Genomic DNA, 14,663 nt, shown 5'->3' on the forward strand with positions numbered 1-14,663 from the left:
TTGATTTCCATCAAGCAAACGTTTGCTTTGGTCTAATTTTCAACACTTATAATGTCTTTGCCCTTTTTTTACTCACTTAGATCAGAATGTTAGATAAAGCCGTTGCTTTACTGATTCGAATTCGTATAATTCTTTCCTGTAGCGCGCCCTTAGCTCAGCTGGATAGAGCACGTCCCTTCTAAGGATGTGGTCGTAGGTTCGAATCCTACAGGGCGTGCCATTTATTCTGAGAAACCCGATAGCTCTTTGAGTTGTCGGGTTTTTTGCATTTCTGGCTCTAGTATATTTACGCCTTAGCAATTCGTCACTCTGTTATTTATCCACTTGATGGAACGGTAGGGAATTCATTTCAAGAGTCTACAAACTGTATCAAGTTATTTCCCCTTAATTGCTAGGGTTAAAAGTTCTGCGATATAAAACTAGTGGCTATAATAACTGACACTTAAAATGGACTTTAACCCCAGTAGCACTCAACTCTTCTATCAATTGATTGATAAGAACATCAGCGAACGCGAACTCATTCTCGCAAATGTTCGTCGAAACTCGCCCAAGCTCGCGGGTAGAGTTGATGAACTACTCAAACATGCCAATAACGACTCTGCGATTGACGCATTAGAAGCGCACTTGTCGACAGCCACCGAAAAAAACACCTGTTATGAAAGCCTTATTGTTGACCGCTATATAGTGGGTCATGAGTTAGGTCGAGGTGGATTTGCTTCAGTTTACTACGCGACTCGCAGCGATTCTCTGTTTCACCACCAGTACGCCATCAAGTTTTTTCATCCAGAGATCTTAGGGCTATTGGGCCAAAAGGTTCTGTTTTCAGAAGCTCAGCTCCTTGCTAATGTCAGTCATTCCAACATTACTAAAGTCTACGATGCGGGAACCTATCATGGCGCAGTGTACATAGTGATGGAGTACGTCGACGGAATGAATTTACATCATTATTTGAGCGTCCATTCGCTGAGTTTTGAGCAGAAATTAGTGCTTTTTAGAGATATCTGTTTGGCGGTCGATTATGCCCATCAACATCAGATTATTCATGGCGATCTAAAACCGGAGAACATACTGGTTTGCCGTGATGGAACACCGAAAATCATTGATTTCAATATTGCCCAAAAAGTACAAGACAGTGACCCTAAAACGTCTACCCAAGGCGTGTTAGCACTCACTCGAAATTACGCCAGCCCTGAGCAGTTAAATAAGGACACGATAAATAGCCGAACTGACGTGTATGCCTTGGGGCGGATTTTATATTTGGATGTTCTTCGCGCTCGACCAAGAGGCGACATCAAAAAAGTCGTGGCTTTGGCGACTCACTCAGATCCTCAACGTCGATATATCAGAGCCAAAGATCTTGCCAAAGATATTGAAAATGTTCGCTGTTTGTTCCCTTTAAGTCGGGAGTCCAGAGTTGGTGTTGAAGTACTAAAAAAGTTTCTGATTCGTTCTCCAATTTTTACCCTTTGCAGCGGGGCTCTGGGGTTGAGTATGGTGGCTATTACTATGGCTTTGTCGACGGCAACTTATGACCTTAATCGTCAAAAGCAGAACCTAGATACAGTGCTCAATGATGTCACGACCAGTGTCTATCCTCTAAACAACCGTTTAACGAATTGGGAATCGGTGATTGAGAACCGAGAAAATCAACGCAGGCTGCTGCTGGGCCCTCAATCTCGCTCCTTTTTAGCAGAACAGCGGAGTGAATTTACACCTTCAATTCAGGTGGTGAGTAGCATTGCAGCGGATGAGGTTGAGCTTACCCCAGTTGACCCGATACTTGTTCTGCCCGAAGGAGGCGTTGTAAATGATGAGATTCACCCGCTCGATGAGGCTGTCACTTCAAATGAATCTGTGGGGTAATAAGAAATGGTAAGAACTAAAAACACCAGCAGCGATGGCGAGCACCTTACCGAGTTGATTTCAAAGTGGCAGGTTGGCTGTAAGGAATCTGAAGAGCAGATATTTCGTTTTGCCTATCATAGGCTAAAAGGGTTGGCTCAACAGCGTCGCCAAAAGTCCGGTGTTAGTTTACATAGAGACAAAGAGTCAACCAATACCACAGCTCTAATTCACGAGTCTTATTTGAAGGTGGCAGCATTGGATAAAGGAGCCATCGAAAAAACTCGAGACTTCTATCTCATGGCCGCCAAAGCGATGCAGCACATACTGATCAACCAAGCTTGGGCGGCACAGGCTGACAAGCGTCAACCTGACCAATCTCTTGTCCTTGAGCAGGCTTTATCGATTGAAGGTCTACCTTTAGACCGTAGGATTGCGTTAGAGCAGTCTTTGATTGACTTTACCAACCACTACCCACGCCAGTCTAACGTGTTAAAGCTCAAGTATTACATTGGACTTAGACATACCGAAATCTGTCAGCTCTTGGAGTGTAGTTCTAGCTTGGTGGAAAAGGATCTTAAATTCGCTAGGAGTTGGCTTCACAATAGACTCGCTGCGTGATTAGTTGTGAAGTGTCTAATTTTCTTAATAAATTCATAAAAAAATTTACGTATTTTTTTCTGTTCCCTGTGTCTTGTTTGGGGTGGGGGATCTCCCTAAAAATAACGCCAACTTGAGGCCACTGATTCTCAGTATTCAGTTATGGCTCAAACAATAAAAGGCTTACAAAGGGAATATCAATGAAAAAGCAAGGCTTACTGGCAGCGTCAATTGCAGTGGCTCTCGTCGGATGTGGATCAGACAGTGATTCAAGCAATCCAACAACATTTTCAATTACCGCAATTGATGGCTACTTAGCGAATGCCAATGTCTCGGTGGACAGTACTCAAGATGGTGTGTGTGATTTATCTCAGGGTAAAACGGACAATAAAGGTCAGGCAAATCTGAGCTTAGAGTATCGAAACGCTGTTGTTTGTGTAGATGCAGTTGCTGGCCAAACGGTAGATAGCAATCGTGGTCTTGTACAACATGACTTCACTTTGGTGAATGCGGGCAGTGGCACAATCATCAACCCAATGACTAACATGGTGAACAAGCTTCTGGCAGAAGACTCAGAGTTGACAGTTGCTGACGCTGAGGAACAAGTGGTTGCGGCGATCACTGGTGATGGTGGCTTGGAAGTGTCACAAGCACTTATTTTTGGTGACTACATTGCCGATGCCTCAGAGCAAGCAGAAGCGCTTAACCTGATTGGCGAAGTGTTGGTGGATCATTCCGACCAAGATATCGAAACTAAGCTTAAATTGACACAGGCGATGGCGGAGGCAACACAAGAGATCATTGATGCCGATGACCAAACGCTGGATGACTACTCACCGATCATCGATATTCCACCGGGTGGTGGCGATATCATTGTGACGCCAAACACCCGACCAAAAGTTGTCGGCACCACTGAACCCGTTGAATTGATTCTGGGAGAAGCATGGCGTCCAAACAATGTGAGCGACAAATTCAAAGATGCTGAAGGTGATGACATGACCTTCACGATGGTTGTCGTTGATGGTGACGGCAATAATGGTCTGTCTATCGATTCGGTAACGGGCTTGATCACTGGTGAGCCAGAAAATGCAGGTAGCTTTGTTTACCATATCTTTGCGACCGATACTCATGATGCTCGTTCATACCCACTGACGTTTGAAGTTACCGTGTTAACGGACAACCAGCCTCCTGTTGTTGATGAGGGTGAGCTTGCAAATCTGCAGTCGACCATGAATACATGGATGCTGACAGAAGGCGAGTCGCTGACGGATACATTAGATGTGAGTGCGTTGTTCACGGATAAAGATGGTGATGACTTAGAATACAAAGTCGAAACGACCCTGTCAGTTGCTGCACGCACTGGTTTTAATGCCTTAGTGAACGACGAGGGTACGGTGAGTTTTACCGGTCTTATCCCACGTCCAGCGGCGGCAGGTGCTGAAACTCTGACTGTCTCAGTTAACGATGGCGTTAACAGTGAATGGGTCGCGGCAACTCTGAGCTTCCCGATTATTGAAGAAGCGCCACTACCGCCAGTGGATGGCCACCCATTAGAAAACCACACATGGCACTTCCTAGAGTGGGGTTCAGATGATGGCAGCGATAGCGGTGTTAATGAAGCAACACGTGTTTGGTGTGATTCAGTACGCTTTAGTGAAGGCAAGGTTTACTTCAATCAACGTGGTTTAGATAACCTGCAATCTTGTGGAGAAGCTGATCAGCTGGAAACATCGAGCTCTTACGTCGTGAAAGATGATGTGATTGAGTGGAGCATGAGCTGGGAAGATGAAGAAGATGGTTTAGTGTCTGAAACGATTCAGTTGAAAATTGCTCAAGATGCTGATGACTTAGGTCAAGGTGCTAAAATGGTGTTGATGTCATTCATGGATGATGAAGACGAGCATCAAAGATTGGCTTGGTATGTGAACAAGAGTGATGTTGAGGCTCGTATCACGCTAGATTCAGACATGGAAGATGGTGACAATGACTTCGCTATGTATCTTCCGGGCGAGCAAGAAGGCCTGTATGAGCTAGGGTATGTCTCAATGTCGATGGGGCTTCCTCACCCGCAAGATCAAGGAAATTATGATGCAAACCTGTTCTTCGATATTCCAGGGAAAGACATCACGTGTAGCGATGTTGGGGAGTTCTACGAGACATTCTTCATTAGTGGTTACGATGTAGACGGTAAGCCGTTCCAGTCTCACTCTGGTGGGGGATATGGGTTTGAGTGTTATGACAACCAAGAAAATGGGGTGAACTACGTTGGTATCGACTTCGATATTTATCAAGAGCTTGCTGTTGGCGAGGTATACAGCTTCATTGGTATTATGAAGTTTGACGAGCTTGAGCACCTAGAAGAGATTAAGTTCAACATGACTTGGGAAGGTATCAAGTAATAATCATTATTGATACACATGAAAGGAAGCCTAGCGATAGGCTTCCTTTTTTATTTTTCGATAAACTGACAATTGTTCTCTATTGGGGGTTTACATCATTTAGTAATAAAGCCACTATGAATCCACGAAGAATAGACAAGTAAAGCCGCTAGGAAGAAGGTTTACTTATTCAAACCGCCTCACTAGCTGCTAATTCAGAGGAAGCAATGGCAGGAAACAGTATCGGACAACACTTTCGAGTGACTACATTCGGAGAGAGTCACGGTATCGCACTAGGATGTATCGTAGACGGGTGCCCACCAGGATTACAAATTACCGAAGAAGATCTGCAGAAAGATCTGGACCGTCGTCGTCCGGGTACTTCTCGCTATACAACAGCTCGTCGTGAAGCAGATGCAGTGAAGATCTTATCTGGCGTTTTTGAAGGTCAAACTACGGGTACATCTATTGGTCTACTGATTGAAAATACAGACCAACGCTCTAAAGACTATTCAGAAATTAAAGACAAATTCCGTCCAGGTCACGCAGATTACACATACCATCAGAAATACGGTGTACGTGATTACCGAGGTGGTGGTCGTTCTTCAGCTCGTGAAACAGCAATGCGTGTAGCGGCGGGTGCGATTGCGAAGAAATACTTAAAGCAAGAGTTCGGTGTCGAGATTCAAGCATACCTTTCACAGATGGGCGATATCGCTATCGAGAAAGTTGATTGGAACGAGATTGAGAACAATGCATTCTTCTGCCCTGATGCAGACAAAGTGCCAGAGTTCGACCAGATGATTCGTGATCTGTTGAAAGAAGGCAACTCCATAGGTGCAAAGATCCAAGTCGTTGCGAAGCAAGTTCCAGTTGGTCTTGGTGAGCCAATTTTTGATCGTCTAGATGCGGATATCGCACATGCACTAATGAGCATTAATGCGGTTAAAGGTGTCGAGATTGGTGATGGTTTTGACGTGGTTAATCAAAAGGGTAGCGAACACCGTGATCCACTAACGCCTGAAGGGTTCACAAGTAACCATGCTGGTGGCATCTTGGGTGGCATTTCAACGGGTCAAGATATCGTAGCAAGCATTGCGCTTAAGCCTACTTCAAGTATCACAGTACCAGGCGACACCATCACTAAAGATGGCGAGCCTACACAACTGATTACCAAAGGTCGTCATGATCCATGCGTTGGTATTCGTGCTGTGCCAATCGCAGAAGCGATGCTAGCGATTGTTCTGCTGGATCACTTATTACGTCATCGTGGACAAAACCACGGCGTGACAACAAATACGCCTCAAATCTAACGATTGAGTGTATCTCGTCCTAAAAGACGTTGATTAAAAAAGGGTTGCTTCCTAGTGGAGCAACCCTTTTTGGTATCTGGTTAATATGCGCTAATTAGTGCACAGAGCTTTCAGGGTCTAAGTGGAATGACGGCAGACGCCACTTAAAGCGCACCGCTGCCATTCGCAACAGGTAACCTACAATTAGGGTCGTAATAGTTGCAGTGACATCGTTAATGCCAAACTCTAGTAATGCGAGGTAGAGACCTGAAGCAATCAGTGCAATAGAAGCATAAAGCTCTTCATGCAGCACGAGCGGCGTTTGGCGACAAATAAGGTCACGCAGTAGGCCACCAAAGACACCTGTGACGAGTGCCGACACCATACAGATCATTGGGTGCAGACCCATGTTCATCGCCACTTTAGTACCGATAATACTAAATACAATCAAGCCAAGTGCATCTAAGCGGATAAACAAGCCTTTGAGCTTAATAACCCACTTTGCTAGACCAGTAGTAACGACGCCCGCAATGCACGTAATGGCCAGAAACTGAGGATTTTCAACCCAACCCAGCGGGTAGTGACCGAGTAAGATATCTCGAACGGTGCCACCACCAATTGCGGTTGCGCTTGCAACCAACATTACACCAAACCAATCCATTTTTTGTTTACCTGCGCAGAGTGCGCCGGTCATGGCTTCTGCCGTGATACCAATGATATATAAAACACTTAGTAGCATTGCTGTAACTCTATAATTTCGGTCTATAAAATCGTGATTTATGAGCCGTGCGATATAAAAAAGAAGCGCGAGTTTAGTGCGAAAAGTCACATTTTACGAATGAATATTTGTACCGCGAATGAGGTTTTCAGATTAGCTAAACTAATCATATAACCTAAGGTAGGTTAATCTGGAGTGGGCAATCGATTATCATAGCCTTCAGAGATGATTGTCTTAATGACATTGCGCGGAATAGGGCTTTACCAAGTAGTCAAAAAAACGCAAAATGCCCTCGTTGTTCTTACTTATTTTTTATCTTATGACGCATCAATACCCAGATATCATCAACATCTTTAACCAGACTTTTTATGAGAGCTTCAATACCAAGCTAGAGTTGGGTGAAGATGAGCCGATTTACCTTCCAGCCGATGAGCAAATTGCTCACCATCGCATTATCTTTGCGCGTGGGTTTTATGCGTCAGCGTTGCATGAGATTGCCCACTGGTGTGTGGCTGGCCCAGAGCGTCGCCTATTGGAAGACTTTGGCTATTGGTATGAGCCGGATGGTCGCACTGAGGCTGTGCAAGCGGAGTTTGAGAAGGTAGAAATTCGACCTCAAGCATACGAATGGATCTTAGCATTGAGTGCAGGCTTTCCTTTTAACGTCAGCTGTGACAATCTACACGGCGATTTTGAGCCAGATCGTTTGGCCTTTATGCAAAAGGTGCACAACGAAGTTATGGGTATTTTAGAAGTGGGTTTGCCACCTCGCGTAAAAATGCTGTCAGAAGCGTTGCGAGACTTCTATGACATTGCTCCATTGACGGCGAACCAATTTATTGTGAAATAAGAGAAGACTATGATTATCGAATTTGAAGAAAAGCTACTTGAAGTAATTGATGCTCGTATTGAGAATGCCTCTGATGATGAGCTGTTTGCGGGTGGCTATCTGCGTGGTCATATTTCACTGTCTGTTGCAGCGTGTGAAGAAGAAGGCATCGAAGATATTGCTGAAGTAAAAGTTCGCATCGAAAAGAGCCTAGAAGACGCTCGTGCAGAACTGACTCCAGCAGACCGTACTATCGTTAACGACCTATGGGTTGAACTACAAAACCTCGCTTAACTTCTTCATAAATGGCGCGCTGATTTAGCCCTCCTTGTGGTGCGCCGTTCTTCCTTTCTGCTTGTTCGAAAAATTTGAATGAGTCTGTACAAATCTTGTGATTGTTCCATTTCGTGCTTAGGTTAATCTATTACCACTTACCGAGATAAACGAAAGGACATCATCATGAAAGTTATCGCATTTGGCGCAAGCACCAGCTCTACTTCTATCAATAAAGCTCTAGCAACTTACGCGGCTAACTTGATTGAAGGAGCTGAAGTAAAAATCTTAGACATTAACGATTACCAAGTTCCAATGTTCAGTGAAGATAAAGAAAAAGAGATTGGGCAAGCGGAAGGTGCTCAAGCATTTTTACGCGACTTAGCGGAAGCCGACGCTTTTGTTATCTCTTTCGCTGAGCACAACGGTCATCACCCAGCAGCATTCAAAAACCTATTTGACTGGGCGACACGAATTGAACGCTCGGTGTATGGCGAGAAACCTGCGGTATACCTAGCGACGTCTCCAGGCCCTGGTGGTGCACAGAATGTGCTAGGCGCGGCAACGGGTTCGGCACCTTATTTCGGCGGCAATGTAAAAGCGTCGGTGTCTGTACCAAGCTTCTACGATAACTTCGATTTTGAGGCGGGTTCGATCAGCAATGAAGAGATCGCAGCTCAAATTAAAGATGCGGTAGCCAAACTGTAAGTCATACTTACCAGAAATTAAAAAAGCCCAAGCTTTTAACTAAGCTTGGGCTTTTTGGTTTTACTGATTACGTCCGGCTTGTTTGTCCGCCACCCAACCAGCGGTGAGCGCTTTGCCTTTACGCAGCCTTCTTACCCACATGCGGCTAGGGTGAATCGCTTCCAATACATCAACAGGTAATGGCATTGGGTCGCCACAGATCTGCGATGCTAACACTTCAGCGAGTAACGGTGCTGAGCTTAATCCGCGCGAACCTAAGCCAATAAAGCAGTAGAGGTTAGGGTAGCTGGCTACGGTTTCTATGCTGCTAGCTTGGTCACGCTGCGGGTTAAAGTTATGCAGGTTTTGATACTGCACTTTAATTGCTTCGAAATTGCCGACACTACCAACAAATGGCAAGTGATCACGGCTAACACTGCGGATGCCTTGGCGTGATAGATTGCCAGTGGTGTCGACATCTTGAGTCCATGCTTGGTCTGGCAGCGAGCCATGTAGGCGCTCACCATTGTGCTTTTGAACCTCAGAATCAAAGTCTTGATCGATATTACTCTTGTCGTAGTTTGCCCCAATACAGTGGTGACCATTGTTCGGGTTTTGCGGTGTCATGTAGCCATCAAAGCACAGCACCGTTTTAAGCTTACTCAGATTCTCAGTCGTAGGAATATGACTTACTTGGCCTTTCACCGGAGTCAGGGGTACCGGAGCGGTTTGTTCAAACTGAGTAAACTTATGTCCGTTTGCAACCACCACTTGGCTATGTAATTTAGTGATTTCACCCTGCGGGGTGTCGATGGTGAGCTTCCATTTCTGGTCAGCATCAATCCATTCTAGATTGGTCACTTGATGTTGGTAGTGGGCTTGCAGCAAACCACTCGCCTCAAGTTGAGAAACCAAGCCTTGAGTCAGTTGACGCGGGCTTAGCCAGCCACCAAGAGGGAAATAGACGCTCTCTTTGTCGACAGGTAAACCTATCTTTTCGTTCGCTTGCTCTGGAGACAGGCGCTGAATCAAATCCGTATGGAAGTTGCCTTCAAGCATACGGTTGAGCTTTTTGGTCGAGCCTTCATCCCACATTAGAATATTTACACCACACCAGTCGTGATCAAACTCGACCGATTGAGACGCTTGCTCAATGAATTGGCGGGCATAAAGTAAACCTGGACCAAACACACGCGATACGTTTGAGCGGGTTTCACTCAGCAGGGGATAGATCGCACCTTGGTTATTACCAGAGGCATTTTCTGCTGGTTGTGCATGTTCACAGTAGAGTGACACTTGTTTATGGCGACGGGTAAGCGTTTTGGCCAATGCCGCGCTCGCCACACCACCACCAATGATAGCAATATCTTCTGTTTCACTAAGAGGCGCTAAACCAAACCAGGGCTTGATATTGGAGTGACCTTGCTTTTCATTGAGACGGCCCGCGATCATTTCACGCTTAGTTCCAAAGCCTTTGACCTTTTTCATCTCAAAGCCAGCTTCAATCAGGCCGCGGCGAACAAAGCCCGCCGCAGTAAAGGTCGCGCAGCTACAATCTTGTTTCGCCAGTTTAGCCATGCCGTTGAAAAGGTTCTGGTTCCACATTTCTGGGTTTTTGCTTGGTGCAAAACCGTCAAGGAACCAAGCATCAACCAGCCCTTGCTCTGGGGTAGGGACAAGTGGCATACAGTCTTTGATATCACCAAACCATAAATCGAGCGTGATTTTGCCATCACCTAACACAATACGGTGACACTCGGGCAGTGCAATCGGGTAGTGCTGTTGAAGTTGAGTAGCATACTCTGCAAGCTCTGGCCAAGCTTCATGCGCTTTGATGAGATCGTCTTTATTTAATGGATACTTCTCAAAACTGATGAAATGTAACTCTTTGGTCACAGCTTGTGGGTTATCTTTTAGAAACGCATCAAACCACTGCCAGACAGCAAGGAAGTTCAGGCCTGTTCCGAAGCCCGTTTCTGCAATTACAAAGCGGCGTTGTTCGTGTTCTAGCCAGCGCTCAGGAAGGTGGTTTTGTTTTAAGAACACGTAACGAGTCTCTTCTAAACCGTTCACGTTTGAGAAGTAAACGTCGTCGAATTGGTCGGAAACTGGCGTACCAGACTCGTTCCAATCCAGTTCTGCATTAGTAATTGAAGTCATAAAACCTATCATTTTGTGATTTGAAGCGATATGTTGGGATGGATTGTACGAATTTCTAGGAAAGCTGACCACTTTTGTTGGCCTTCTTAGTTATTATCTAGCTGAATTTTGAATTATAGGAATGTCACATGAAACGAGTCGTAATCACCGGTATGGGTATTGTTTCAAGTATCGGTAACAACGTCGAAGAAGTTTTAGCATCATTAAAAGCGGGTAAATCAGGTATTACCGCTTCAGAGCAATTTAAGGAACAAGGCCTTCGCTCTCAAGTTTGGGGTAACCTAAAAATGAACCCAGCTGACCATATTGATCGCAAAAAAATGCGCTTTATGGGTGATGCAGCGGCATTTGCATACCTTTCAATGGAGCAAGCAATCGCAGACTCTGGCCTGACAGAAGAGCAAGTATCAAACGACCGCACAGGTATTGTTGCAGGTTCTGGTGGTGCTTCATCTCTAAACCAAGTAAACGCGGTTGATATCCTGCGTGAAAAAGGCGTTAAGCGTGTTGGTCCATACATGGTTCCACGTACAATGGCGTCAACGGTTTCTGCTTGTCTAGCGACTCCTTTCAAAATCCGTGGTGTGAACTACTCAATGAGCTCTGCGTGTGCGACATCTGCACACTGTATTGGTCACGCAATGGAACTTATCCAACTGGGTAAACAAGACGTAGTATTCGCTGGTGGCGGTGAAGAACTAGATTGGTCTCTGACTATGATGTTCGACGCGATGGGCGCACTATCTACTAAATACAACGATACTCCAGAGCAAGCATCTCGTACTTACGATGCAGACCGTGACGGTTTCGTAATCTCTGGTGGTGGCGGCATGCTAGTTATCGAAGAGCTTGAGCACGCTAAAGCACGTGGCGCGAAAATCTACGGTGAGATCGTAGGCTACGGTGCAACATCTGACGGTTACGACATGGTAGCTCCGTCTGGTGAAGGCGCAGTTCGCTGTATGAAGATGGCAATGCAAAACGTTGAAGGTGTTGATTACGTGAACACTCACGGTACTTCTACGCCAGTTGGTGACGTTAAAGAGCTTGGTGCTATCCAAGAAGTCTTCGGTGGCAACAGCCCAGCTATCTCTGCAACTAAAGCGATGACAGGTCACGCTCTAGGTGCTGCTGGTGTACACGAAGCGATATACTCAACGCTAATGCTAGACAATGGTTTCATTGCGCCAAGCATCAACGTTGCAAATCTAGACGAAGCAGCAGCGGGTCTAGACATCGTAACTGAAGCTCGCGAGCAAGAGCTAACAACAGTAATGTCGAACAGCTTTGGCTTCGGCGGTACTAACGCAACACTAGTGATCAAAAAGTACCAAGACTAAGTCGTTACTTTCATCACCAATAAACAGAATAAGTCTGACGACAGGCGTATAGATTATTAGATTTATAGGTTTCCAGAGCTTGATCAGTACTGGCTTTGGTTAGTCACTGATCGAACAGACGCAGACTCTGTCTCCTGGAGAGCGAGACAGGATCCTTTTGTTCTGGGTATTTGCCCGATTGTTTATTCAATCGGGCATTTTTCTTTTTATAGCGTCCGAAATGTTGCGAGCTAAGGTCGTTTGTCTATTTGCCCTCGACAGCCGCTGTCTAATTTTGCACAATCATTTCAATCCTCATTTTAGGTCGATGGACCGTAACTAAAGTACCCGCGTAATGAAAATCTTAATCGATGAAAATATGCCTTATGCTGAAGATCTATTCAGTCAGCTGGGCGAAGTGATTTTAAAGTCAGGTCGTACCCTAACAGCTGACGATCTTGTAGATGTTGATGCTCTAATGATTCGCTCTGTAACGAAAGTGAATGAGTCACTGATTAGCAAAGCGAACAAATTGAAATTCGTAGGTACAGCAACCGCAGGTATGGATCATGTTGATCAAGACTTGATGAAAGAGCGTGGGATTTATTTCACAGCCGCTCCAGGTTGTAACAAAGTCGGTGTGGCTGAGTATGTGTTCAGCTCAATGATGGTGCTGGCTCAGCAGCAAGGCTTTTCAGTATTCGACAAAACGGTCGGTATTATCGGTTGTGGTCAAGTGGGCAGCTACTTAGCTCGTTGCTTAGAAGGTATCGGCATTAAGGTGCTTTTGAACGATCCTCTAAAACAGCAAGAGGGCGACGCGCGTGATTTTACTGAGCTTGAGACTTTGTTTGAGCAAGCGGACATTATCACCACGCACACGCCGATCACCAAAACGGGTGACTACCCAACGCATCACTTGATCAACGAAACGGTACTGAACAACTTCCGTGCTGATCAAATCTTGATTAACGCAGCTCGCGGTCCTGTGGTGGACAACCAAGCGCTGAAGGCTCGCCTACAAAAAGCGGATGGTTTCACAGCGGTATTGGATGTTTTTGAATTTGAACCAGAAGTGGACATGGAGCTATTGCCACTGCTTGCCTTCGCAACACCGCATGTTGCTGGTTATGGTTTAGAAGGCAAAGCGCGTGGTACAACCATGATTTTCAACAGCTATTGTGAGTTCTTAGGTAAAGAACAACGTGCTTATGCAAGTGACTTATTGCCGACCGCACCAGTGCCGCAAATGAAATTAGATAGAGCATGGGACGAAGCAACACTGCACAATTTGACTCAGTTGATCTATGATGTGCGCAAAGACGACGCCTTATTCCGTCGCAATATCGCTACGCCAGGTTCTTTTGACCGCATGCGTAAAGAATATTGGGACCGCAGAGAATACAGTGCAGTCGAACTAACGGGTGATGAGACTTGTAACTTAGCACCGTTAGCGAAACTCGGTTTTATGGTAAAGCCAACTTTATAAAAGAGAGAAACAATGAGCCAAGAATTTAATATTGCTGTTTTAGGTGCGACGGGTGCGGTTGGCGAAACCATTATCGAAGTACTAGAAGAGCGTAAATTCCCTGTCGGTGAACTGCACTTACTAGCAAGTGAACGTAGTGAAGGCAAAACCTACCGTTTCAATGGTAAAACGGTAAAAGTGCAGAATGTAGAAGACTTTGATTGGTCTCAAGTACACATCGCATTTTTCTCTGCTGGTGGTGATCTATCTGAGAAGTGGGCTCCGATTGCAGCAGACGAAGGCGTCGTTGTTATCGACAACACCTCTAAGTTCCGTTACGAATACGATGTTCCTCTAGTTGTTCCAGAAGTGAACCCAGAAGCGATCGCAGAGTTCCGTAACCGTAACATCATTGCGAACCCGAACTGCTCAACTATCCAAATGGTTGTCGCACTAAAACCGATTCATGATGAAGTGGGTCTAGAGCGTATTAACGTTTCTACATACCAATCAGTGTCTGGTGCAGGCAAGCCGGGTATCGATGAGCTAGCGGGCCAAACAGCGAAGCTGCTTAACGGTATGCCAGCAGAGAACTCAGCGTTCCCTCAACAGATCGCATTCAACTGTATCCCACAGATTGATGAGTTCACTGAAAACGGCTACACCCGTGAAGAGATGAAGATGGTTTGGGAAACTCAAAAAATCTTTGCTGACTCTTCAATCACAGTAAACCCAACATGTGTTCGCGTGCCAGTATTCTACGGTCACGCTGAATCTCTACACATTGAAACACGCTCTCCAATCGGTGCTGAGCATGTGGTTCAACTGCTAGAGAACACAGAAGGTGTTGAAGTGTTCCACGGTGCAGAGTTCCCAACTCAGGTTCGTGATGCGGGCGGTAAAGATCATGTAATGGTTGGTCGTATCCGCGGTGATATCAGTCACCACAGTGGCGTTAATATGTGGGTCGTTGCTGACAACGTTCGTAAAGGCGCAGCGACTAACGCAGTGCAAATCGGTGAAGTATTGATTCGCGATTACTTCTAATCGACACCCTCACTGTTTATTGAAGCCTCACTCATTAGTGGGGCTTTTTT

Annotated in this window: 12 protein-coding genes and 1 tRNA gene; 11 read left to right on the forward strand and 2 right to left on the reverse strand. The window is 45.6% G+C overall.

Features of this window, described 5'->3' with window-relative positions; translation table 11 throughout:
• The first annotated feature begins 143 nt into the window (after positions 1 to 143).
• The 5 genes from L1D60_RS12585 (at position 144) to aroC (ending at position 6,133) form a co-directional block, all read left to right on the forward strand.
• A tRNA-Arg gene (locus L1D60_RS12585) sits at positions 144 to 220 on the forward strand.
• A 227-nt stretch (positions 221 to 447) separates the two neighbouring features.
• Positions 448 to 1,863, forward strand: coding sequence for a serine/threonine-protein kinase (locus L1D60_RS12590; RefSeq protein WP_239841354.1), 1,416 nt, complete (start codon positions 448 to 450; stop codon positions 1,861 to 1,863).
• 6 nt (positions 1,864 to 1,869) lie between these two features.
• Positions 1,870 to 2,463 carry an ECF-type sigma factor gene (locus tag L1D60_RS12595; RefSeq protein ID WP_239841355.1) on the forward strand — a complete coding sequence of 198 codons (594 nt, stop codon included), beginning with the start codon at positions 1,870 to 1,872 and terminating at the stop codon, positions 2,461 to 2,463.
• Between the two features lie 179 nt (positions 2,464 to 2,642).
• On the forward strand, positions 2,643 to 4,841 hold the full coding sequence (locus tag L1D60_RS12600) for a putative Ig domain-containing protein (RefSeq protein ID WP_239841356.1): 2,199 nt from the start codon (positions 2,643 to 2,645) through the stop codon (positions 4,839 to 4,841).
• 206 nt (positions 4,842 to 5,047) lie between these two features.
• Entirely contained in the window at positions 5,048 to 6,133 is a 1,086-nt protein-coding gene (aroC, locus tag L1D60_RS12605; protein ID WP_032551893.1) for a chorismate synthase, read from the forward strand.
• A 94-nt stretch (positions 6,134 to 6,227) separates the two neighbouring features.
• Here the strand turns inward: aroC and L1D60_RS12610 are convergent, their stop codons facing one another.
• Positions 6,228 to 6,851: a trimeric intracellular cation channel family protein gene (locus L1D60_RS12610; protein WP_239841357.1), complete on the reverse strand. Its 624-nt coding sequence runs from the start codon at positions 6,849 to 6,851 to the stop codon at positions 6,228 to 6,230.
• Between the two features lie 298 nt (positions 6,852 to 7,149).
• Here L1D60_RS12610 and L1D60_RS12615 point away from each other — a divergent pair, with 298 nt between their 5' ends.
• The 3 genes from L1D60_RS12615 to L1D60_RS12625 all read left to right on the forward strand — a co-directional run bounded on the left by L1D60_RS12615 (position 7,150) and on the right by L1D60_RS12625 (position 8,640).
• A complete protein-coding gene (locus tag L1D60_RS12615; RefSeq protein WP_239841358.1) occupies positions 7,150 to 7,680 on the forward strand; it encodes an elongation factor P hydroxylase in 531 nt (176 codons plus the stop codon).
• A gap of 9 nt (positions 7,681 to 7,689) precedes the next feature.
• On the forward strand, positions 7,690 to 7,953 hold the full coding sequence (locus tag L1D60_RS12620) for a YfcL family protein (protein WP_032551895.1): 264 nt from the start codon (positions 7,690 to 7,692) through the stop codon (positions 7,951 to 7,953).
• A 165-nt stretch (positions 7,954 to 8,118) separates the two neighbouring features.
• Positions 8,119 to 8,640 (forward strand): NADPH-dependent FMN reductase, encoded by a 522-nt coding sequence (locus L1D60_RS12625; protein ID WP_032551896.1) that lies wholly within the window; start codon positions 8,119 to 8,121, stop codon positions 8,638 to 8,640.
• Positions 8,641 to 8,700: 60 nt separating this feature from the next.
• On the opposite strand, the gene mnmC is transcribed toward L1D60_RS12625, so the two are convergent.
• Entirely contained in the window at positions 8,701 to 10,851 is a 2,151-nt protein-coding gene (mnmC, locus tag L1D60_RS12630; RefSeq protein ID WP_239841359.1) for a bifunctional tRNA (5-methylaminomethyl-2-thiouridine)(34)-methyltransferase MnmD/FAD-dependent 5-carboxymethylaminomethyl-2-thiouridine(34) oxidoreductase MnmC, read from the reverse strand.
• A gap of 56 nt (positions 10,852 to 10,907) precedes the next feature.
• Between mnmC and fabB the strand changes: the two genes are divergently transcribed.
• The 3 genes from fabB to L1D60_RS12645 all read left to right on the forward strand — a co-directional run bounded on the left by fabB (position 10,908) and on the right by L1D60_RS12645 (position 14,613).
• A complete protein-coding gene (gene fabB / locus L1D60_RS12635) occupies positions 10,908 to 12,119 on the forward strand; it encodes a beta-ketoacyl-ACP synthase I (RefSeq protein ID WP_032551898.1) in 1,212 nt (403 codons plus the stop codon).
• Positions 12,120 to 12,453: 334 nt separating this feature from the next.
• On the forward strand, positions 12,454 to 13,587 hold the full coding sequence (locus tag L1D60_RS12640; RefSeq protein ID WP_239841360.1) for a 4-phosphoerythronate dehydrogenase: 1,134 nt from the start codon (positions 12,454 to 12,456) through the stop codon (positions 13,585 to 13,587).
• A gap of 12 nt (positions 13,588 to 13,599) precedes the next feature.
• Complete coding sequence (locus L1D60_RS12645) at positions 13,600 to 14,613, forward strand: aspartate-semialdehyde dehydrogenase (protein WP_032551900.1); 1,014 nt, start codon at positions 13,600 to 13,602, stop codon at positions 14,611 to 14,613.
• Positions 14,614 to 14,663: the final 50 nt, after the last annotated feature.

The sequence above is a fragment of the Vibrio sp. Isolate30 genome, assembly GCF_022397975.1.
Taxonomy (GTDB): domain Bacteria; phylum Pseudomonadota; class Gammaproteobacteria; order Enterobacterales; family Vibrionaceae; genus Vibrio; species Vibrio fortis.